The organism is Paenibacillus sp. FSL P2-0136, from assembly GCF_037975325.1.
Lineage (GTDB): Bacteria > Bacillota > Bacilli > Paenibacillales > Paenibacillaceae > Paenibacillus_AQ > Paenibacillus_AQ silagei.
Genome location: NZ_CP150244.1, coordinates 1103263 through 1125683 on the forward strand (window position 1 = coordinate 1103263; position 22421 = coordinate 1125683).

Below are 22421 nucleotides of genomic sequence, written 5' to 3' on the forward strand. Positions count from 1 at the left end.
TTGGCGCTTATTGTTGACAGCTTAGGAGGTGAAGAGATTGTTTGGACTAGAACGTGATTTCATCCAGCAGGATGGAATAACGATGCTGTTGGGCAAATCCGGGGGGCTGAGCGCAGGAGAGCTGAATATGGTGCAGGCCCGGATGCTGATGACCAGCGGGATACCGCATCATTTACGCTTGCTGCTTAGAGAAATAGATCTGCAGGTTACCCTGGAATACACGGTTGCAAGACGTAAAATGCTTGGAGCGCTGCTTAAGAGCGGGAAGCTGAGTATGACGGAATTCTTCGGGCTGATGCTGCAGATCGCTGCCGGGATGGAGGTGGGGCAGCTGTATATGCTGCGTACAGAGCAGTATGCACTTCATGAGGATTTTATCTTTATCGAAGGTCCGCTCAGCAGCGGCAAGGTCTTCCTGACTTATATTCCGTTGGAACTCACAGAGCCTGCACAGAAGCCGGGAGAAGCCTTGAAATCGCTGATCATGGTCTTCATGGGAGCCATCCAGGAGCTATCGGGTGACGGGATACAGCGGTTGCTGCAATATTGCGGGGAAGAAGCCTTTAGTCCGGCGGGGCTGAAGGAGCTGCTCGCAGAAATGCTGACGGAGGTTACACCCCATAAGGACCATGTTGAACGAAATGAGCCTGCACATCTAAGTCCTATGGCTGGCGCAGGCACCTCTGCCGCCGTACCAGGAACGAGGATAGACTGGGCGCAGCCTCAGGCTCGCAGACTGGAAGAACCGGTAAGGGAGAGGTCCGCGGCCGCAGCGTTCTCCCGTGTTCATGGAGATAAGGAGGCGCAGCCTTCCGGTTCGATGCTTAATCCCACGCCTTGGATGAGCGGTACGCCGCAACTGAAGCGGAAGGATGTATTATCAGGAGTTCAGGCAGCAACGGGTACAACAATGAGACCTGTTCAGGCTGAGGACAAGCAGAGTCCTCACAGGACGTATATATTGCTGGGGGCATTATTAGTTGATGCGTTACTATGGAAGTTTCTGTATCTGAATGACCCCCGCACATTGTGGCTGGCAGTTTGTGCTGCGGTGACTCTGATACTTGCGGTTGCATGCTGGCTGGTATGGAGTGGGAGGCTGGCTTGGAGCGAAGCAGAGGAAGAGATGGATGCTCTGGGGGAGGAGCCAGAGGATTATAACAGTACAGCCCGGAGCCGTAAGCTGAGGAGCGACCTGGAGTGGGATTTCAGCAGAAATCCGGTAAATCAGCATCGTCCTCCTGCACCGGTCCACACTCCTCAGCAACCAGAAGCAACAGTGGGGAAGAGTGGATTCACAGCCACACCGGCTGGCAGACAACAGGCTCCGGCGGGAATGACCGCCAGCAGTCCGCAGAAGAAGGAAGCGGCGATGGCTACAGCGCTGCTGACCTGGGAACCCGTTCAGGCTACAGGCAGCAGTCTTCCCCAGGCCGGAAGGACAGTGCCTTATCTGGAAAGAAGCGACCCGGATGACGGGGGAGCTCCCGAACGAATTGAGCTGAACCGCCCAAGCTTCATTATTGGACGCTCCTCTGAAGTGGCTCAGTACATTGAGAAATCGGAGGGGGCTTCACGGGTCCATGCTGAAATCTCCAGAGCCTCAGGAGGATACATTCTGAAGGATCTGGATTCCAGGAATGGGACGCTGCTTGCAGGTGAAGCTATGGTTCCCTACAAAGAATACCCGCTGACCGAAGGCAGCGTGTTCACCATTGTTAAGGGTACCTATACCTTTCGCACAGCTTAGCAGGGGTAGATGTGATGAATGGAATGGTGCGTTTGCAGCAGCCTACTGATTTTTCAGTTGCTCCAGTGCAGGCTGTAGCGTGGGATAGTTGAAGGTGAAGCCGTGATTGATTGCTTTGGAAGGAAGCACACGCTGGCCTTCCAGCAGAATCTCGGACAGCTCGCCTACAGCAGTTTTTAGCAGAAACGCCGGAAGGGGGAACCAATGCGGGCGATGGTAGACCTTGCCGATCATCCGTCCGAACTGTTCATTAGTGACCGGCTGTGGAGCTGTGGCATTAACGGGACCCTCGATCTCAGGCTGGAGAATGCAGAATTCGATCAGGCGCACAATGTCTGTAAGGTGAATCCAGGACATCCACTGCTTACCGGTGCCGATTTTGCCGCCGAAGCCAAGCGAATAAGGCAGCTTCATTTTGGGAAAAGCACCGCTCTCATTCCCAAGCACAACCCCGGTGCGCAGCTTGACCAGACGGATACCGGCATAGGCTTCACCCGCAGCCTCCTCCCAGGTCTTGACCACCTCGGAAGGGAAATCGACAACCCGGGTTTCGGAAGCTTCGGTATAGGTATCCTGCACCGACGTACCATAAATGGCGACTGCTGAGGACTGGACGATCACGCTTGGCTTATGCTGGAGTGAATTCAGCAGCTTACCGGCAGCGGCAACGGTTTCAAGACGTGATTCCATAATCGCCTGCTTCCCCTTAGGGGTCCAACGCTGGCTAAGCGAAGCTCCGGCAAGATTAATCAGCGCATCTGCGCCTTCTGCCGCTTCAGGATTGGCGGCCAGGCTGTCCCAGGTGAGATAGCTAAGCCCCGGATGATCCAGCTTGTTCTCGGGGTTCTTGCGCCCGACACTGATGATCTGATGTCCGCTCTGCAGCCAATATCCGGTAAGCTCGCTGCCGATGAATCCGCTGCCTCCGCAAATGATATATTTCATAGAGGTTGCTCCTTAATATGCTTTATTTGACCAGATGCTTGTAAGGCGCGTAGTCAATGCCGTTCTTCTCCAGGAAGGTGATCAGGAACCTGTTGTCACGCCGGGGCGTAGCAATAATGTACCCTTGGATACAGTGCTCACGGGTAACCTCAGTTGCATGACTCTCTACAGCCAGCTTGCCGATCTCAGCGGCGATAGAGTGCTTGGCAATATCGCGGAACGGGCTAGGCACCGGCTGTACAAGCTGGTCCAGAAAAGCCTTCATCTCGTCGCTCCACAGCGGACGGCTGCGTTCCACCCAGTAGTTCTGCCAGTCCAGCTTGGATTTGCCGTCAGCCTTGGGCAGTACCTTCAGGAATTTGCGGAACATAAAATAGCCGCCGATGCACATGCAGCCCAGCAGTAAAAAGGTCCAAAATGCGATGGAGTTCATAAACCAGTTGCTTGGAGATGTGGATAATAAGCTTGAGGGTAAATGGAAATGCATGAATACACCGCCTTTGACAATGATGATTGTCACTTTCCTTTTGCTCCTCTTGAGTATAGCGTATTTCCTTAGGTTTGCGAAGCGGAAGCGGCCTTTCGGGGCTTGCCTAGATTTATTCTCCCGATCACGGTAGAATAAGGGTTAATTCGTGAAGGAAAGAGGGAAATTAAGCATGCTGAAAATAGGTTCACATGTGTCCTGCGCGGACAAGGGTCTCCTGAGCGCGGCCAATGAAGCAAATGAGTACGGATCTACCTCGTTTATGATATATACGGGAGCGCCGCAAAATACGCGCCGGAAGCCGATTGAATCGATGTTCCCCGAGGAAGGCAAGCAGAAGATGCGGGAGAATGGCGTCGGCGAGATTGTGGTTCACGCCCCTTACATTATTAACCTGGGCTCCTACAAGGAAAATACCTATCAGCTGGCAGTAGATTTCCTGCAGGAGGAGATCCGCCGGACCCATGCGCTTGAGGTCAAGCATATTGTCCTGCATCCGGGTGCATTCACTGATAAGGATGCTGATTACGGCATCCAGCGCATTGCAGACGGCCTGAATGAGGTGCTGGGCGGTACGAATGAGACCGATGTGCATATCGCACTGGAGACGATGGCTGGTAAAGGCACAGAGATTGGCCGCACCTTCGAGGAGCTTGCCTCCATTATAGATAAGGTTGAATTTAATCAGCGGCTATCGATCTGTCTGGATACCTGCCACATTCATGATGCCGGATACGATATCGTGAACGATCTGGATGGGGTGCTGAAGAAGTTCGATGATACGATCGGCCTGGAGCGGCTCGGCGTGATCCATCTTAATGACAGCAAGAACCCGCGCGGAGCGGGCAAAGACCGTCATACACCGATTGGCTCTGGCTACCTAGGATTCGAGACGATCAACAATGTAGTCCAGCATGAAGCACTCGCAGGTCTGCCGTTTATTCTGGAGACGCCTTGGATTGGCAAAGACGCCAAGAAGCTCCGTCCCATGTATGAAGTAGAAATCGCCCTGCTGCGTGGCAACGTTGCTGAACGCTTCGGTGCGGAATTCCTGCAGGAGCTGGAAGAGCTGCATGCCTTTTTTGCCAAGCAGGAGCTGGATTCACGCCGTTATGTGCTGGATGTGTGGGAGCTGCTCAAGAATGATGCCAAGGCCAAAAAAGCTGATCCCCGTGAACCACTGGAACGTCTCTATGATCAAGTCATAGCTGCCGGATTATTCCCTCAGCTTAGTGAGGAAGCCGTTAATCACCGGCTGATCGCCTGGCTTGCAGGCAAACAGCTGCTCGTGAAGGCATAAATCCACATAGATAACGCAAGCAGATGAGAGGATGAACCGAGAACTATGGAATTACATGTGAAGAGAGAGCATTCAACAGGCAGACCTTATCCGGACCGGGCGCGTATGCTCATATCTTGTCCTGACGGACCGGGGATTGTAGCAGCGGTATCGCATTTTTTGTATCAGCATGGCGCGAACATCGTGCAGTCGGACCAATATACGATGGACCCGGACGGCGGAATGTTCTTCATGCGAGTAGAGTTTGACCTGCCTAAGCTGGATGAGCGGCTGGACGAGGTACGTAACATCTTCGGCGGTGTTGCCGAGCGCTTCAAGATGAACTGGCAGATATTCAAGGTAAGCCACAAGAAACGGCTGGCGATCTTCGTCTCCAAGGAGGACCATTGTCTGGTGGAACTGCTCTGGCAGTGGCAGGCGGGTGACCTGGATGCAGATATCGCGCTTGTGGTCAGCAACCACACCGATATGCAGGCTTATGTGGAATCCTTTGGCATTCCGTTCCATCATATTCCGGTCACCGCAGAGACGAAGGCTGAAGCTGAAGCGCATCAACTGGAGGTTATCGGTGAAGATATCGATGTAATCATACTGGCCCGGTACATGCAGATTATCTCCCCTTCATTCATCGAGCATTACCGGCACCGGATCATCAATATCCATCATTCGTTCCTGCCAGCCTTCGTTGGTGGTAAGCCGTACGCCCAGGCCTATCAGCGCGGAGTCAAGATCATCGGGGCGACTGCCCATTACGTGACCGAGGAGCTTGATGGCGGACCGATTATCGAGCAGGACGTTCAGCGGGTCAGCCACAGCGATGATGTGAATGAGCTGAAGCGCATTGGACGTACGATTGAGCGGGTGGTTCTGGCCCGTGCTGTCAAATGGCATATTGAGGACAGAATCCTCGTGCATCACAACAAAACAGTAGTATTTAATTAATAAGCTAATCTTGCCGTAACCATTACAACCACTCCGGTAAAAGTCAGCAACCCAGCTTAACGCAGGGGATATAGAATATCGTTCTGGCCTGGCTTTTACCGGTATTTATCTTCAGCGGGAGCTTCCCGCAGCCTCAGGCTTCACACCCTCACAAGGATAATCTAATACACTTCTCAACTACTAAGGTAAAAAAGCATTTTACCGGCATTTTGGACATAAGCGCCAAGATGTATTTTGCTATGTGCAGAAATCACATTCAAAGGGGGTAAAGGGCTTGTCAACAAAGCACGGACGTCTATTAAAACGCAATTATTTCTTCGCCGGACTCATCCTGCTCATCGGCTTCGGCGGACTGCTCGGCTATGATCTCTACTTCAAGCCTTATGTACTGTCACAAACCGTTGTCAAAATCAAGGTGGCTGGCGGGGGCTTTCTGCCTAAGAATCATGAGCTGACAGCAGAGAATCTCTATCTGGATTCCGTACAGACCAAAGACATCCCGGCAGGGGTCGTCCGTAGTCTGGAGCAGGTGGAACAGAAGATTACGAATGTCAATCTGACGGATGGCAGTATTCTGACCGAGTCACTGGTGGATGTAAGCGAGCTGGAGCCGCAGCAGGACGAAGGGATTTTCCCGATTCCCAAAGACGCCATCTATGCCATCAACGGTTCTCTCCGCAGCAGGGATAAGGTAGATATCTATCTGGTCGAAGGAGACTTACCCGCAAAAGAACGCCGAGGATACAGTCCGGCTGCTGCAGCATCTGTAGCTACTCCCGGAGGGGGACAGGCTTCAGACGCTTCTTCCCTGCTGGAAGCAGAGGCTCCGCCGGAGATCCCTGCGCGCAAAGTATTCTTAAGCGGAGTGACCGTAAACTACGTGCGTACGGAAGATAACAACGATGTACTCGACTCGGAGAACGGCAACAACAATAACCGCTTTACTTCCACCGGGAAGGTGGCAGCCCCGGAGCTGAAGCTGAAGAAGAGCGACGGTGAGCTGCTGGGAGCTTATCTCGAGCAGGGCAAGAAGCTATGGATTGTCCGGGTAGAGTAGGCGTGGACAGAAGGGAAGGGGGAATGAGACTTGAGAATATTCAGTCTGGGCATAGATCAGCTGACGATCAACGAGATTAAGCTGGCAGGATTCACCGTTATTGCGCAAAGTGTGCTGCCGGAGCCTGAGCATGCCGGAGGGCATCTGTTAATGGTGACGAGCGAGCAGGTGCCGGTAGCGGAATTAAGAGAGCTAAGAGGGAGGTATCCGGACTCTTCAATTTTGTACATCTATCTGCAAAAAGGGGTACGGGGTTACCAGGCTATACATATGCAGTGTGAGAGTCTGGGCATATTTTTCATGCCCCCGCGTTCAACCTCAGCAGCAATTATCGATAAGCTGCGCTATATGCTCGAAGATGAGCATAAGGAGAGCGGTAATGTGGTAGGCTTTTTCGGCTCGGGGCCAGGTATTGGCTGCACGAGTATTGCCAAGCTGTTCGCCAGGAGGATTGCCGCTTCAAGGCTGCGGGTGATTATGCTGGGTCTCGACCTGTACGATCCGGGCTATGACCGGAAGACGGCGGTTAGTCTGGACAGGCTGCGGCCGCGGATTACCGGTAAAATGCTGCATGATGAGGACTTCAGCTCACTGGTGAAGCAGGAAGGCTATGCCTATCTGCCCGGGAACTTCGATTACCTAAGCGCCCAGGATTATCAGGAGGAGGAGATCGAATATCTGCTGGCGAGAGCAAGTGAAAGCGCCGATGTGGTGATTGCGGACTTCGGGTCGATTCCCGAGAGCGCCGCGTGGTATGTGGGAATACAGAAGTCGCTGCTGCGCATGATCGTTACACACCCGCGGCATGAACACAGGCTGCAGCCCCTGATGGAGCTGGCCGGACATATGGACCTGCATCCGCAGGACTTCCAGTGGATAATTAACCGCAGCAATGTGGAGGAGCTAACGTCACCGAAGAGCCTGGCCCTGCGTTTTGGCAGCGAGCTTCTGCTGGAGCTACCGTATTATCCATCTTTTCCAGAGAGTCTGCCGCTGGGCAAAAAAGAGCTTCAGCAAGTGGACGATAAGGTCCACGCATTGCTTGTATCACTGGGCCTCGCCCAGGAAACCCGCAAGAAGGGGATATTTCAATGATTAACAACAAGGATGACAGCTTGACGTTGCAGCAGAAGCGGGTGCTATCCGGATGGGCTCCGCTGGACCCTGAGCAGGGCAGGCGGCAGGGACAACGGGACGAGAGCTTACAGGCGGTGCCTGGACGCGTGGACGGAACGCAGAGCAGACGGCTATTCTCACTGAAGCAGAGCGTACTGCGTACCAGTAAGCCCGGCAAAGAGGACTTCTACAGCTTCCTGCACACCATGAAAAGTGAAATGAACGCCGGGCTGGAGCGTGAGGATGACGGGTATTTCGAACTGAATGCGAAGGCGCTGGTTGGTGATCCGCAGGCGGTCAGCTTTTTCATGAACGAGATTGAGAAATATCTGCGCCGGACGCCGTTTACCGGAAAAGTGCCGGAGGCTTACCGCACAGCCGCTGAAGCGCTGTTTCATGAATGGAAGGGCTTCGGCCCCGCCTACCGCTGGTTCACAGACCGTGCCTATAGCGAATCAACGGGACTGCAGATGATCGGGCGGCAAATTTTTTATAACCATCAGGGGAGGTTTGTGGCGTATCCCTATGAGATGCCTTCGCTGGACCGGGTGGAGCAGCTTAAGCGTTCTCTCCTCAAGAGTGATCCCGGCAAGAAGCTGAACAAGGATAATCCTTCCGTTGAATTCAAAATGGATGATCCTCTCTGGCCCGGTCGATTCATTCGTCTAGCTATCTGGGTCTCCCCGCGGGTCTGGGAGGGCTTCACTACCATCTCGCTGCGGCGGCAGGTCGTTGAATTTCTGGATCTGGATGATCAGGCCGGCACGGAATGTATTCCTGCGGAAGCGATTGATCTGATTCGTGCGCTTACCGGGACGTTTCGCAACACGATTATCGCGGGGGCCGTAGGGTCGGGTAAAACCACTTTTGCCAACACGATTGTCGGCGAGCAGCTGCTCGGCTCCTCTTCCTGTATGGGCGTTGTGATGATCGAGAAGCATCCGGAGTCGATTTTACCGTATCAGATCAAAGGCCACCGGATTATTCCCATTCAGGCTTCCAATGAGGAATTGATGGAGGTCGGTGTGGAATCGTTGCGGCATGACCCGAACATTTTGTACATGACAGAAATGAGATATAACGAGTGGGAATTCTATCTATGGAGCGGTGAGAAGGGCTATGACGGCATTACGGGCACCTTTCATACCGTAGATTCAGAGGATATTCCTTATCAGGGGGCGTTTGCTGTATCTACACGGATTGGCGGCAGCCTGAAGGGGCATTTAATCTCAGCGCTGAAATCCTGTGAGCTGGTGTTCATTCTGGAGAGTGTCCCGGATGGGAAGAAACGGCTGGCACGGATCTCCGAGGTCTTTTATGAAGAGGCCAGTAATTCAGTCTTCGCCAATGATCTGATGCGCTGGGAACCGGAGCAGGCGGGCTGGACCTATAATGACAAGCTGACCCAGGCGCTGATCGATAAGATGAAGAAGAAGAATGCCAGAGCGGCACGGATGCTGCTGCAGGAGCTTGGACATCTCGCTGCGCAGAAGCCGATGACTGACCCGCTGAAGGAAAGTCTGAAGTCCAAAATCGTTTTGAATGAATGAGGAGGGAGTGCCTGTGGAGCTGCTGTTCTATATCATCCAGTTTGTGCTTCACCTACTCGTTGCAGGCGGACTCTGGCTGCTGGTCAAGCCGCTGATTGAGCGGCATCTATGGCAGTGGGGGCAAAAGCTGGATCTGCGGATGAGCTTGTTCGGCCACAAGGTCAGCAGCGCGAAGAGGAAAATGTGGCTGTACCGCCATCTGGATGATCTGCTGTATTTTGCCCATAAGCGATACGAGCCGGGCATCAGTGTGCTGCGCTTCGTCACCCGTTCGGGGATGCTGTTCCTCGGGGTATTCCTATCGAGTCTGCTGACTCTTAAAGAGCTGCCGGGGCAGATGAGCTTCAGCAATCCTTTTCTGGAAGGCATGGTGTTGAATGATGGCGCACCTGTGGCGAATGCCTGGCGGCTTCCGCTGTTTCTGGCGGTGCTCTCGGCCTGTATTCCTTATCTGCGGATGAGATATACCTATGCCCAGCGCAAGGTGCGGGGGAGCTACGATCTGCTCGATGTGATCAAAATCGCCACCAAATTCACGCATTTGTCTGCGGATTCCATTTTGTCCAAGACCAGTGACTTGCTGCCGGGGGAGAATGTGTTGAAGACGCCCTTGAGGCTGCTGGGGGCAGCGTTCGCTGGCTATAGCAATGAACGGGAGCTGAACGAGGAAGCCGGGCGTTTTGCCGGAGCGATTGGCACGACGTTTGCCGTAGAATTCGTATCGGATCTGCTCTATTGCGAGAAGGAAGGCACCCGTTATCTCAAAAGCTCGCTCATGACGCTTAACCGCTCAATGGAGCTGCAACGGGAGACTATTCTGACGGTGAAGGCCAGCAGCAGGGATGCGATCAGCCTGGGGCTGTACGGTAATCTGATTGTGCTGGTGTCTTCTGTGGGAACGTTCATGTACATGCTGAAGCCGGATGTGTATTTCAAATTGCAGTTCGAGACAACAATTGGACTTACATTTATGATGGTGATCCTGACGGGCCTATTCATCTCGTTCATGATCAGTACCATCCTCGCCAGACCCAGACTGGACTACCATTAAGGTGATGAATGATGGATAGATTACTACTTTTGATAGCTGTAACAGGTATTGTGTATCTTGCCTTACTGGTCTTTGTCAGCAGCAGCAGCCGTCAGCAGCGGTATGTGCTCCGTCTGGGCCAGCAGTGGAAGGCTTTCGGGGAACGTGTGCACAATGAGCGGCTGCAGCAATTGCTCAATCAGAGCGGACTCTCTATATCAGCAGCCAAAATCACCCTGTTCCGATATGCGGCGGCTTTCCTCTATCTGCTGGCCCAGGTAACGGGAGACTTCATACGATCAGAGCCACTGTCAATATACGATCCTCTGGTTGCTCTGCTGATTCTCGTAATTACCAGCCCGCAGCGGGTGCTGCCGTTTGGTTGGGTGCTGAGCTGGCTGCATCAGAAGACACTGATTCAAAAAGACGGGGAGCTGATCTCCTTCATCCGTCTCTATGAGAACAACCGTCTGCGCAAACGGGGATATGTGGAATTTGGCGCCTTCTGCGCCGGGACGGCCAACCATTTCAGTTACATCCGCCAGGATCTGTATGAGCTGTCGGAGCGGGCGGTGGATGAGGGGACGGAGCGGGCCATTGAATGGTTTTGCAGCAAATTCCCGGAGAACCACATGTTTATCAACGATATTCGTTCGATTCTGCTTGCGACAGAAGGGATGGATGATGACCATGAAGCAGCGAAGTATCTGCAGGAGCAGGGCAAAATTATTACCAAAATCTCAAGTGACCAATATCTGAAGAAATGGTCCTTTATCGGGGACATTTCCACGATCATCAATGTCATTCCGTCGATCGCCACCTTTCTGATGATTGTGTCGCTGGCGATGCAGTACATTATGCTGATCAAAGGGAATTTTAACGGCGTAGGGATGTTCCAATGACGAGTTCAGGCAGGCTGACAGCAAGAAAAAGAACCAAATGAAATTTTTGTTATATTCAAGAATCATTTTAAAATATACAATCAAAAGGGGGATATTAACAATGAAAAAAGACGCTATTTCTACTGGTTTGTTTATCGCAATCGGGTTCCTGTGTGTGGCTATCGTAATCGCTGTATTGATTCCTGTAGTACGGGACGTAATCGATAAAGCGGATGACAACAGACCTGAAATCCCTAAGGTTAGTCTGGTTCAGCCCGCAGATTCTGTGGAAGCAGCAGTAACGTACACAATCGCTGGCCCTTTGGTTTAACAGAGATGAAGAAGGACTCGATTTCCGTCGCTCTGTTTCTGGCTATTGGCTTTGTGATTGCCGGAATTTTTATCGCTGGGGCTACAAGCATTATCGGTGGCAGCCAGGATGATATTATTACCCATGTCAAAGCTGTCGAGAAGTATTAAAAGGAGGCGCTGCGCTTGAAGGCAACCGTCCTCCGGGCCTTGTTCATGTGGCTGGTGCTGTTCATAATCCTGCAGCCGATTTTTACGTACATTGATTATTTGCTCGACCTGCAGGTCAAAGCCAACACCTCGTATATCACGCAAAAGGCAGCGACAGAAGGGATGGTCACTGCCTCCATGAAGGCTGAGGTCATCTCTAACCTGAAGGCTGTAGGATTTCCCGAAGGCTCGATTAAGATCACCAGCGGAACAGAAGTGATCCTTGAACGCAAACAGCGGATTGATGTGTACGTAACCGCACCGCGGGTGAACCTGTTCCCCTACAATTTCTCCGGCGTATCCCAGCCGACCCAGTACTATGGACATGGCTCAATCATGAGTGAATATCTCGATTAATTAAGGGATGAAGCTAACCTATGGATTATATTATCAAGCTGGCCTTTGTCCTGTTGATCTTTATTTATTCCTGGTTTTTTCAGATTCAGAACCAGGAATGGGACCAGGTGCGCAGCATGCTTAAGGATGCCAATAATATGGCCGTCCATGACGCATCTCAGGAGTTGGACGAACCAGCGAAGGCCCAAGGCCGTCTGGTCATTGATCCCGCTGAGGCTTATACCACCTTCCGCCACACCTTGCAGAGTAATCTGGGACTGGATGACGGCTTATCCCCCTTGGCGGGGAGCCGGCTTCAGGCTCAAGTGAAGATCGTCAAGTTCGACATCGTGGATGAATCTACGGGCGATACTTTTCCGCTGCTCTATGAGGACAGTACTTACGGTATCACCAAATACATACAAGGTCCTTCGGTCATCGCCGTTATTCAAACGCAGCACCCGGTGCTGATCTCCAGAAGCAAGGTTCAAGAGGCCATTACAGTGCCGGCGGTTCAGGAGTATAAGCTGAATCGATGAACTATCCGGCAGGGTAATCCTGCACTGAGGCGAGCCTTAGCAGGTCGTACAAACTACTAAAGGAGAGATTCAGATGAAAAAGATAATGATGAAAACAATGTTAGCAACTGCACTGTTAGCAGGTTCGATTTCAGGCCAAGTAGGATCTGCACATGCGACAGCTGCAAAACCGACGGCAGCACCTATTATGAGGGACAACCTGTCTAAGTATGGATTGGTGAAGGATGTGGAGCTGCCGGTGACAGTTACGGCCGGCGGGCTGAGCTATACGTTGGAGAAGATTATGATCTTTGATGCGAAGTCGAAGGATGCCCAGGCGCTGGCTAAACAGTATGGTTACAACTTAGATGGGTTTCAGTATTTTCTTTGGACGAAAATCACTGTGGAGAACAAGAGTGGTAACGTTGTTCAACAAAACGTTAAAGATTTGAGTGCCAAGTGGCGTTTGAACTTTGGTGATCTTTCCAAAGGAGAAGCATTTGGAGCCATGCCCGAAGCGAGTTACTACAAACCTAATAGCAAACAAGCTTTGTGGGATTGGAGTCTAAAACCGGGAGAAAAGCTCAGTACGTACCAAGGATATTTGTATAGTGGAGATTTTAATTACTTTAAGGTCAGCGTAGATTACAAAGGTCAATTCGTCTCAAAATACATCGTTAAACCAAAAGCATGAGGGGAAAATTAATGAAAAACAAAAAAATATGGATTACTACTCTGATGGTCGTCTGTCTGGTACTTAAACCAACCCTTATCTATTCCGCACAAGCAGAAGGGGCTAAACAAGGTAGTATCAGTATACCAGTGACAACCGGGTTAACCGGCTCAGGAAATAGTGCAAAGACATTTTATCTGGATCTGCCCAGCGGGGTCACCGGCCCCGCGGTTAAGGCAGGGACCCTCAAATATTCAGGAAACAATAGTGTCGTAGGAGCAATCACCGTTGAGAATGGGAAGATCAAGGTCACGCTGAAGGGGAATGTGAAGGATGAGACCTTTCCTGTGCAGGGAACAAAGAGTGGGTTTGGTGATCCTTTTGTGAGCAATCCCGGGAATTCCATCTGGCGTTATGCGGATGGACGGCGCTGGCAGATCAACGATTACAAAGAAGACAAGGGATACAACGTAAGCTACAACAAAAACGCAGACGATTACGGAACACCATCTGCAGTACCCCCGAAAACAACGGTTTCAACGAAGTCTGATCCCGTGAGTCCTAGTGCAGCAACCTGGTATAAAAAGGATCAGACTCAGGTTCCATACAGTAGTGTAATTCAATCAAGCATTCAGCTTAACCCACAGAACCTTATAGGCGATTCAGGAAGTGTGAGTGTTAAGAACGGTAAATTCGTGATCACATATACAGTACCATCCAAATTAAACAGACCCGAACAAGTGTCAGACAGCTTTCCTAAAGGACAGTGGGTAGAAGGGCGGCTCTACTACGTCACCCTCCCGTACTACTTCAATGCTGAAGCCAAAGTCACATCCTACAGCTACGCCGGTTCGGTCACCTTTGATTATTCCCCACCCGACCAAGCTACGCTAAACGGAACGGCCACGCTGGAGAAGCCAAGTCCGAACCCGATCAAGCTGGAGGGCAGCAAGGTCGATGTGAAGATCGACGTTAAAGGCGAACTGCTGGGTTACACAAATTCCTCTAACATCGAAGAATGGGTATTCTATGCCAAGGAAAAAGACAGTTCAGCGAAGGCTGACATGAAGAAAGAATACGGCAAAATGCTGACCGCATCGAAAAGCTTTGACTTCCAGATCCCGGCCAGCCGGGTGACCAGTGACAGCTTCAAACAGGATTACGCGCTGACGGTAATCATTCGGTTCAAGAACCCGGTCATTACGAAGACTGGGACGATTACGTCCCTGGAGCAGAAAATGGAAGTCTCGGCCGGGGTGTACAAGAAGGACAATCCGGTCAGCTATCCATCCGTACCGAACAAGCCGACCAAGCCCGAGGGCAAGCCACCGATTGCCCGGATCAGCGCACCCAAGTATGTCAAAGCCGGGTCTGACATGATGGTATATGGAGGAAATTCCTCCGACCCGGACGGTTATATCACCGATTATGCCTGGGGAACTCCTGGAGCAGAAGGCGGGATTGAAAATACGGCCAGAGGTTATGTCTGGTACACACGGGATAAGGTCGGTCAGACATTCCCCATCAGTCTTACTGTGGTCGATAATGACGGGCTGATCGGGAGCACCAGTACCGAGGTAACGGTCATTGAACCGATTCCATCCGCAACATTGGAGATCACCGGATCGCTGAAGCAGAACCGGAAAACCACGCTCACCAACAGCAGCACAAGCCCGACACGATTCCCGATCATTAAGTCTAAAACTCAGGTCACGATCAGCGCAGTCAGCGGCGGGACTAATGCAGATATCAAATACAGCGGCAGTCTGGCCGAGCTGGAGAGCAAGGACGTTCTCTTCCGGAAGCCAGGGAAATACAAAGCAAATATTCATGTTGAGAATACAGCCGGCTATGGTGCAGATGGGGAAATCACGTTCGATATTGCACCGGACGAAGTCCCAAGTGTTTATTTTGACGTTGCCCAAAAAATGTATCGGGACCCGGAGAAGGGGAATAGAGCGATCATCCAAATTACGGACAGATCCTTTTCCACAGACAAGGATACCCTGAACCGGCGGATCTGGGAGTATCGGTACGACTCCAATAATGACGGGCGGTTTACCGATGAGAATTGGGAGATTTTCAATAATGGAAATGAGATTAATCCTAAGCTGGAATTGACTCAGGTGGGGAGATACGAGATCCGGTTGACGGTCTTTGAAGAGTTTGGTCAACCGACCATTGAGGATTACGTGACGGAGGCGGACCGGCGTTCTGCAGATTCGTATACCGATTCGATCAAACAAGCGCTGGTGGAGCGGACGGTAGAAATAGATAACCGCGCGCCAGAAGTCGATTGGGACTTGTAGGGGAGGAAGGCAGACATTGAAGAGATTCAAGAGAAGTATCATTTTGCTTATGGCCTACTTGCTGCTCATTCCCGCACTGCCGCAGCCAGTTGTCGAAATGACGAGACTGGCCAGTACGGTGCAGGCGGCAGAGGACAATTTCATTTATTACCGGGATATTGTCTTTGAAGCTGGGCGAGGGGGACATGCCAATCAGGATGATAAGGTTGTCATTGATTTCCCTGCTCTGAAGGTAACCAATCTTAAATTTAATAAAACGACCAAAAGAATGACCTATGATATTGTTCCAGGCTCTAACTTGCATGTCACCTATACAACGGGGAGGCCTGATTGGGGCGGATATACGGAGCCCATGGAAATCGAAATGTGTAGTTCCATTTATACCAAAGAGGCGTACCAGTATGAATTAAACAGAAATGCTTATGGTGATGATAATAACTGGAGCTGTAATGATCCTAGAACACCTGACTTTTATGGTCAGTATTATAACTGGTCAGCAGATTGGGGAAAGTTACACACCAATGCAGTAGCATCTCAAGGATATTATATGCCTGCTGTTATTGATGTAGATATGTCCAACATACGGAACTTGATGGCGAACACCTATCCGAATGAGTATGCACAAGGATATAACTATTATCAGCCAAGTGATTATACGCCAGGACTAGATAAAGATCCAGAAATGTTCCGCATTCGAGTGTTGGCTTGGACGAAAACCTATTGGTGGTCGCCGTACATGACTAGAGTAGCTCAATTGATACCCAATTATGCCCCTAGCCTGTCCGTAGGAACAGCGAATGGAATTACGCTGGTTAATGCTTCGGGCCTCAGCGGAATCAACATAGAGGGGTATGTCAGCGATCCAGATAACGAGGACGTTACCGTCACCGCCGAGATCCCTGGTGTCTTCTACAAGAAGACGGTGGTGCCTCAAGCCAAGCTGTCCAAACCATTCAATATCCCACTGGACGTGCTGCAAGACTCGATCCCGCCGGGGACCTACACCGTGAACATCACAGCCTCCGACCCGTCGGGAATGACCGCGAAGGCGGCGCTTACGATTAATGTCAAACAGCAGATGCGGAACAAGTCCTTTGTCCTGATCAATACCCCTGTAGAAACCAGAACGAAATTCTTTGACTCGGAATGGGACCCTAAGCGGGAAGAACGGTACCGGTTTGATCATGATCCGTATTTCTTTGATAATTCGATGGGGATCATTTGGGATTCTGGATTATGGCGAAGTTCACCCTATACGACTTTCCCGTATAGCGGGTCCTACGTGGCCACGTTCCAGGGGCGTGACAATCCCAAGGATGACGACCGGTTCGACGTGTACCGGAAATGGAGCCGGAATAACCTGTCTTCGATGACGTTCCATGTGCACCGCAAGCCAATTGCGCTATTCAGTGCCCGGCTGTCAGGCGGATGGCTGCAGATCACGGACAGCTCCTACGATTTGGATCATGTCACCGCCTCCAATAAAGGGATCATGGATTGGCAATGGCAATACAAGAAGACGGAAGGGCAAGTCTGGACCGATGGATATCCGCCGGCACAGCTACCGACCAATGACCAATATGATATCCGGCTAAGAGTGCGGGACATCGATGGCGAGAACGGGGTTGGCGTCTGGAGTGACTGGTCGCAGCAAACGGTAGGGGCGGCCGGCAACCTGCCGCCGGTAGCCCTGTTTACCGTCGAGCCCAATATCGTATCGTACCGTAAGGCTACAGCGGTTACGGACAAGTCTTTCGACCCGGACAATGATCCACTGGACGTATACAGCTGGACAGTGATTAAGGATGGCTGGCAGCAGATATGGAGCCATTGGGGCAATCCAACGGTGCCGCCGAATATCGCTGCCTATGGCGTGGGGACATATCAATTGACGCTTCAGGTCCATGATAACCGAGGGCTATGGTCGCAGCCCTACAGCCAAACGGTACAAGTCCTGAATCACCCGCCAGCAGCTGCCTTCAATATGCCGGTGGAAGTATACCGGGATACGGTCATTACGATGGAGAATATGACACCTGACCCGGATGAGGATGGGGATTGGCTAAGCTATGCCTGGAATGCCCGGATCAATAGCAGCCCGTACTATTATGCCGGAGGTAACCGAAACCAGGTGATGACCATCCGGGATCTGATCGCGCGTAGCGGCATTTCACCACAACAAGCCATTTCAGATGGCTGGGAAATGCGCCTGACAGCCTCTGACGGATCGCTTTCCTCGAATGCGACACGTATGTTCAAGGTCCTAAACCATGTGCCTACGGCCGCCATTAATGGTCCTGCAACGGCGTATCAGTTCGATACGAAGCAATACACCTCGTCTGATTTTGATGAAGATCCATCGGACATGGCCAGTCTTCAATACTTTTGGAAGGTGACCGACAGCGACAGCACCACCAAATTATATAAGACGCCGAGCATCGAAATCAGCTTCCCGGAACCGGGGATATACACCCTGGAACATTGGGCAGTGGACCAGATTGGGGCGAAGTCAAATAATGAGTCACTCAAAGTGAATGTAATCAAAAACGAAGCCCCGTCCATGACAATCACTTCTCCTCCGGGTACAACCGCGAGCCCAACGGTCCTGGATGCAGAGAAGCAGGGGGACCCGTTGATTCAGTGGACCTACTCCGATCCGGAGAATGATCCTCAGGAAAAGTACAGGCTTGAATTTTTCACCAAAGAAGGGCTATTGGAGAAAACGGTAGAGAATACAGATGGCAGCGGATCGATCCGTCAGTATCAAGTTCCAAACCCAACATTCAATCGCTTCGAGTACTTCACGGTATTGGGGCGGGCGTATTCCAAGGGCTCCTGGTCCGAGGTATCAAACGAAAAAGCCTTCATCATCGACAATCCGCCCCAGCCGGGGTTCACCCTCATTACGGATACCGGAAAGGATGCCACGAAGGTACCGATCTACCGGACGGATGTGCTTAATATCAAGAGCACGGCAACAGATGAGGATATTCCGAAAGGAGACACCATAAGTCATCAGTATTTATTGAAACCGGCGGCTGGTGTAGAGGGGCTTGTGAGCACAGAAGGCGATTTTAACAAAAAGTTTACTTCAAACGGTGTTTTTACGTATCGGCAGCTTGTTACGGACTCCCTGGGACTGTTCAGAGAGCTGTCCCATAGCATTACCGTGTTGAACCGGTTACCCAAGGTCTCAATTACCTATCCGGCAAGTGATAGCCCCAACAAGCCAACGATTGCCAGCACACTGACGCCGATCATCAAGTGGGATTACCAGGATGAGGACGGGGATCAGCAGCAGCGCTTCCGGGTGCGGATAATTAATCTGGCCACAGGTGCGATTAAGGTGCAGTCCGGTGACCAGGTATCCAGTTCAAAACAATGGAAGGTACCGGATGGAGCCTTAGCAGAGTACGAAAAATATGCTGTAGAAGTTGAGGTCTTCGATGGATTTGAGTGGAGTGTTGTGTCCGTAAGAAAGTACTTTATGGTTAACCTGCTTAGCATCAAGGGGGCTGTCCGTCATACAGAGGAGTGGAATGGCAACCGTCAGGCGTACAATCTGAAGCAGAGCGGCTCGCCTGAAAGCCCGCGGGGGTATAGTGTCTATTGGGCTGGCGAGAAATTTGTGCTGCAGGGGACAGCTACCGGACTACCGGATACCGTGCAAGTCACAATGACTGGAGGATACACGGCGGCGCTGAGTCCGACCGGGAGTGATAAGACCTTATGGACGGGTGAACTGGCCGACCCATCGTTCGAACAGCTGCCGGATGGTCCGGTTACTTTTACCTTTACCGCAACCAATGAGTATCAGACCAAGGTGGATACAGTGGCGGTAACGATTCTCGGAGATTGGACAGAATATTATCAGAGCCATCGTGTAAAATAACGCGGGACGCAATCCTTATGCCTTATGTGCTACTATGATTTTGTTTTACTTGGCATCAAGCGGGCGGAGGGTGATCGTTCAGACGATTCCCTCGGTCCGTTCTTCATGCAGCCGCAGCCTTGGGGCTGCAAAATCTGCCGGATTAGTAGTTTGGGGGTTATGTAGACTGGAACCTCTGAGGTCCGCAGAATGACTCCGGTCCATATAGTAGGAGAGTTTGCCGCTGAATATTTTGTGGGCACACAGGGATGAAGCGAAATCCTCGGGAGTAACGAAGCAGGAGGGCTTGGCTACCGGATGAACGGTGGTTTCCTCTAATACAGAGGCGACGAATTGGGAACAGAAATAGGCGTTCTCCCGGTCAATCCGGATGTTCAACAGCACACCGACCAGACCGAGCAGGTGATATTTATAACGCTCCTGATTCTGCATCATACCCTGGACATGGTTATACATAGTATTGTACTCTTCCTCACTGACTCTGAGCTGGTAGATGGCACAATCTGCACTGTTGTAGAACGGATGGATGAAGTTCTCATGGATAAGTCCGGCAATAAACGGGTTGTACACTTTTTTTCGGCCGAAGCTGTAGACCTCACGCAGCTCACTGTCAAAAGCAATCGAGGCATGATTCAGCTCCGCTTTGGTGAACCATTTAATAATTCCGCTGAAGGCCGTGCCTGTTCCGGTCAGCACAATATAAATGTCTCTGTTTGCAGTCATCTTCTGAATTCCTTTCTGCTGGAAATTATGGATAATCCGGCTAAAATTCCGCTGTGGTACTTCCATCTTACTGTATAAATCCGCTTTGTAAAACAAACTTTAGTCTTAATTAGAAACTAGACTTAAGGCTAAGTTTCTGGATTCCTATCCGTATCTCCAAAAAGAACCTCCTGAAGCACCGTGAATCTGGCACAGGCGTGCATAGACCCGACAGAAGCCGCTAAATATAAGCTGCAGCAAAAACAATTGGAAATGCTTCCACTTCCGTGATACAATAATAGTCAAAATGACATTCTTGATTCGAGGAGGATTATTGTAATGACTGAACAAGCAAAAGATCAAGCCATTCATAAAGAAGAAAACTCAACGGTGGACAACCTGGCCATCACTACGATCCGTACACTTGCCATTGATGCCATTGAAAAGGCAAACTCCGGACATCCGGGTATGCCGATGGGCTCCGCACCTATGGGATACCAATTGTTCGCCAAGACGATGAATCATAACCCGGACCACCCGACTTGGGTCAACCGTGACCGCTTCGTGTTGTCTGCCGGACATGGTTCCATGCTCCTTTACAGCCTGCTGCACCTCAGCGGCTATGATCTGCCTATGGAAGAATTGAAGCAGTTCCGCCAATGGGGCAGCTTAACTCCGGGACATCCGGAAGTCGGCCACACTGCCGGTGTAGATGCGACAACCGGTCCGCTTGGACAAGGTATCGGTATGGCTGTAGGTATGGCAATGGCTGAAGCGCAGCTGGGTGCGACTTACAATAAAGATGAACATAACGTGATTGACCATTATACGTACGCCATCTGCGGCGACGGTGATTTGATGGAAGGGATCTCTTCCGAGTCTGCTTCACTTGCCGGACACCTGAAGCTGGGCAAGCTGATTGTAATGTACGATTCGAATGATATCTCCCTAGACGGCAAGCTCAACCTTGCATTCTCCGAGAATGTTGCTAAGCGTTTTGAAGCTTACGGCTGGCAGGTTCTGCGCGTAGAAGACGGTAACGATCTTCCTGCACTGGCTAAGGCTCTTGAAGAGGCTCAAGCAGACAGCAGCAAACCGACGCTGATCGAAGTGAAGACAGTCATCGGCTACGGCAGCCCGAACAAGCAAGGTAAAGGCGGCCACGGCGGTACCCACGGCTCCCCGCTGGGTGCCGATGAAACGAAGCTGACGAAGGAATACTACAAATGGGTATATGAAGAAGATTTCTATGTACCGGATGAAGTCCGTGCCAGCTTCGCTGAAGTGAAGGCCAAAGGAATCGCCGCTAACAAAGCATGGGATGAGAAATTTGCAGCCTACAAAAAAGCATACCCAGAGCTTGCTGCACAGCTCGAAACTGCACTGAAGGGTGAGCTTCCTGCAGGCTGGGATGCTAATCTACCATTCTATAAAGCAGAAGACAAAGCTGTATCTACCCGTGTGGCTTCCGGTAATGCACTGAACGGCTTGACTGGCGGTATCCCGCAGCTGGTTGGGGGTTCAGCCGATCTGGAGAGCTCGACCATGACGCACTTGAACGGTCTGTCCCAATTCACCTCCGAATCCTATGACGGCCGTAATATCTACTTCGGCGTACGTGAATTCGGAATGGCTGCAGCCATGAACGGGATTGCACTGCACACTGGTCTTAAGGTGTTCGGCGGTACGTTCTTCGTCTTCACAGATTACCTGCGTCCGGCTGTCCGTCTGGCTTCCATCATGAAGCTGCCGGTAACCTATGTGCTTACCCATGACAGTATCGCTGTCGGTGAAGACGGTCCTACCCATGAGCCTATTGAACAGCTTGCTTCCCTGCGTATCATTCCGGGTCTGACGGTCATTCGTCCGGCTGATGCCAATGAAACCTCTGCAGCTTGGGCATACGCTATGGAGAATACCGCCAATCCGGTAGCACTGGTCCTGACCCGTCAGAACCTGCCGATCCTGGCTGGAACCGTAGACGGTGTACGCGATAACATCAAACGCGGCGGGTATGTGGTCTCTGATTCCAAGAACGGCACTCCACAGGCACAGATCATTGCTACAGGCTCTGAAGTACAGCTGGCGGTTAAGGCTCAGGCTGCGCTTGCCGAAGAAGGCATTGATGTTCGTGTCATCAGCTTGCCGAGCTGGGATCTGTTCGAGAAGCAGGATAAAGCATACCGCGATTCCGTTATCCTGCCTGAAGTGAAAGCCCGTCTGGCTATCGAAATGGCGCAAACCTTCGGCTGGGAACGTTATACAGGCGACCAGGGTGACATTCTGGGAATCACTACCTTTGGCGCTTCCGCCCCTGGCGACACCGTAATTAGAGAATATGGCTTCACTGTAGAAAATGTAGTCAGCCGCGTAAAAGCGCTGCTATAATAGACGGATCTAACGACAAAGGGGAG

At 51.4% G+C, this 22421-nt stretch carries 19 protein-coding genes; 16 read left to right on the plus strand and 3 right to left on the minus strand.

Going from position 1 to position 22421, the window contains the following annotated elements; translation table 11 throughout:
* The first annotated feature begins 37 nt into the window (after nucleotides 1-37).
* Entirely contained in the window at nucleotides 38-1750 is a 1713-nt protein-coding gene (locus NYE26_RS04680) for a DUF6382 domain-containing protein (protein ID WP_339254233.1), read from the plus strand.
* A gap of 42 nt (nucleotides 1751-1792) precedes the next feature.
* On the opposite strand, the gene NYE26_RS04685 is transcribed toward NYE26_RS04680, so the two are convergent.
* A complete protein-coding gene (locus tag NYE26_RS04685) occupies nucleotides 1793-2695 on the minus strand; it encodes a TIGR01777 family oxidoreductase (protein WP_339254235.1) in 903 nt (300 codons plus the stop codon).
* Between the two features lie 22 nt (nucleotides 2696-2717).
* Complete coding sequence (locus NYE26_RS04690; protein ID WP_339257319.1) at nucleotides 2718-3182, minus strand: DUF2621 family protein; 465 nt, start codon at nucleotides 3180-3182, stop codon at nucleotides 2718-2720.
* Between the two features lie 172 nt (nucleotides 3183-3354).
* On the opposite strand from NYE26_RS04690, the gene NYE26_RS04695 reads away from it, so the two are divergent.
* From NYE26_RS04695 to NYE26_RS04760, 14 genes are all read left to right on the plus strand, one after another.
* On the plus strand, nucleotides 3355-4482 hold the full coding sequence (locus NYE26_RS04695) for a deoxyribonuclease IV (RefSeq protein WP_036727528.1): 1128 nt from the start codon (nucleotides 3355-3357) through the stop codon (nucleotides 4480-4482).
* A 45-nt stretch (nucleotides 4483-4527) separates the two neighbouring features.
* Nucleotides 4528-5424 carry a formyltetrahydrofolate deformylase gene (gene purU / locus NYE26_RS04700; RefSeq protein ID WP_339254237.1) on the plus strand — a complete coding sequence of 299 codons (897 nt, stop codon included), beginning with the start codon at nucleotides 4528-4530 and terminating at the stop codon, nucleotides 5422-5424.
* Between the two features lie 274 nt (nucleotides 5425-5698).
* Nucleotides 5699-6481, plus strand: coding sequence for an SAF domain-containing protein (locus NYE26_RS04705; protein WP_339254239.1), 783 nt, complete (start codon nucleotides 5699-5701; stop codon nucleotides 6479-6481).
* A gap of 30 nt (nucleotides 6482-6511) precedes the next feature.
* Nucleotides 6512-7576: a hypothetical protein gene (locus tag NYE26_RS04710; RefSeq protein WP_339254241.1), complete on the plus strand. Its 1065-nt coding sequence runs from the start codon at nucleotides 6512-6514 to the stop codon at nucleotides 7574-7576.
* Entirely contained in the window at nucleotides 7573-9147 is a 1575-nt protein-coding gene (locus NYE26_RS04715; RefSeq protein WP_339254243.1) for an ATPase, T2SS/T4P/T4SS family, read from the plus strand. Before NYE26_RS04710 ends, NYE26_RS04715 begins: the two co-directional genes overlap by 4 nt.
* Nucleotides 9140-10198, plus strand: a complete 1059-nt coding sequence (locus NYE26_RS04720) for a hypothetical protein (protein WP_339254245.1) — start codon at nucleotides 9140-9142, stop codon at nucleotides 10196-10198. Before NYE26_RS04715 ends, NYE26_RS04720 begins: the two co-directional genes overlap by 8 nt.
* Before the next feature lie 29 nt (nucleotides 10199-10227).
* On the plus strand, nucleotides 10228-11079 hold the full coding sequence (locus NYE26_RS04725) for a hypothetical protein (RefSeq protein WP_339254247.1): 852 nt from the start codon (nucleotides 10228-10230) through the stop codon (nucleotides 11077-11079).
* A gap of 100 nt (nucleotides 11080-11179) precedes the next feature.
* On the plus strand, nucleotides 11180-11389 hold the full coding sequence (locus NYE26_RS04730) for a hypothetical protein (RefSeq protein ID WP_036727541.1): 210 nt from the start codon (nucleotides 11180-11182) through the stop codon (nucleotides 11387-11389).
* A 5-nt stretch (nucleotides 11390-11394) separates the two neighbouring features.
* Nucleotides 11395-11538, plus strand: coding sequence for a hypothetical protein (locus NYE26_RS04735; RefSeq protein WP_155991580.1), 144 nt, complete (start codon nucleotides 11395-11397; stop codon nucleotides 11536-11538).
* Nucleotides 11539-11553: 15 nt separating this feature from the next.
* Complete coding sequence (locus tag NYE26_RS04740; RefSeq protein WP_339254249.1) at nucleotides 11554-11934, plus strand: hypothetical protein; 381 nt, start codon at nucleotides 11554-11556, stop codon at nucleotides 11932-11934.
* Between the two features lie 20 nt (nucleotides 11935-11954).
* Entirely contained in the window at nucleotides 11955-12452 is a 498-nt protein-coding gene (locus tag NYE26_RS04745) for a hypothetical protein (RefSeq protein WP_339254251.1), read from the plus strand.
* Nucleotides 12453-12525: 73 nt separating this feature from the next.
* Complete coding sequence (locus tag NYE26_RS04750; RefSeq protein ID WP_339254253.1) at nucleotides 12526-13125, plus strand: hypothetical protein; 600 nt, start codon at nucleotides 12526-12528, stop codon at nucleotides 13123-13125.
* 11 nt (nucleotides 13126-13136) lie between these two features.
* Entirely contained in the window at nucleotides 13137-15413 is a 2277-nt protein-coding gene (locus NYE26_RS04755; protein WP_339254255.1) for a hypothetical protein, read from the plus strand.
* Between the two features lie 16 nt (nucleotides 15414-15429).
* The gene (locus NYE26_RS04760) at nucleotides 15430-19305 is read left to right on the plus strand and encodes a hypothetical protein (protein WP_339254257.1); all 3876 of its coding nucleotides are present in this window, start codon (nucleotides 15430-15432) and stop codon (nucleotides 19303-19305) included.
* A 78-nt stretch (nucleotides 19306-19383) separates the two neighbouring features.
* On the opposite strand, the gene NYE26_RS04765 is transcribed toward NYE26_RS04760, so the two are convergent.
* Nucleotides 19384-20028: a hypothetical protein gene (locus NYE26_RS04765; RefSeq protein WP_339222834.1), complete on the minus strand. Its 645-nt coding sequence runs from the start codon at nucleotides 20026-20028 to the stop codon at nucleotides 19384-19386.
* A gap of 318 nt (nucleotides 20029-20346) precedes the next feature.
* Between NYE26_RS04765 and tkt the strand changes: the two genes are divergently transcribed.
* On the plus strand, nucleotides 20347-22395 hold the full coding sequence (gene tkt / locus NYE26_RS04770; RefSeq protein ID WP_339254259.1) for a transketolase: 2049 nt from the start codon (nucleotides 20347-20349) through the stop codon (nucleotides 22393-22395).
* The last annotated feature ends 26 nt before the right edge of the window (nucleotides 22396-22421 follow it).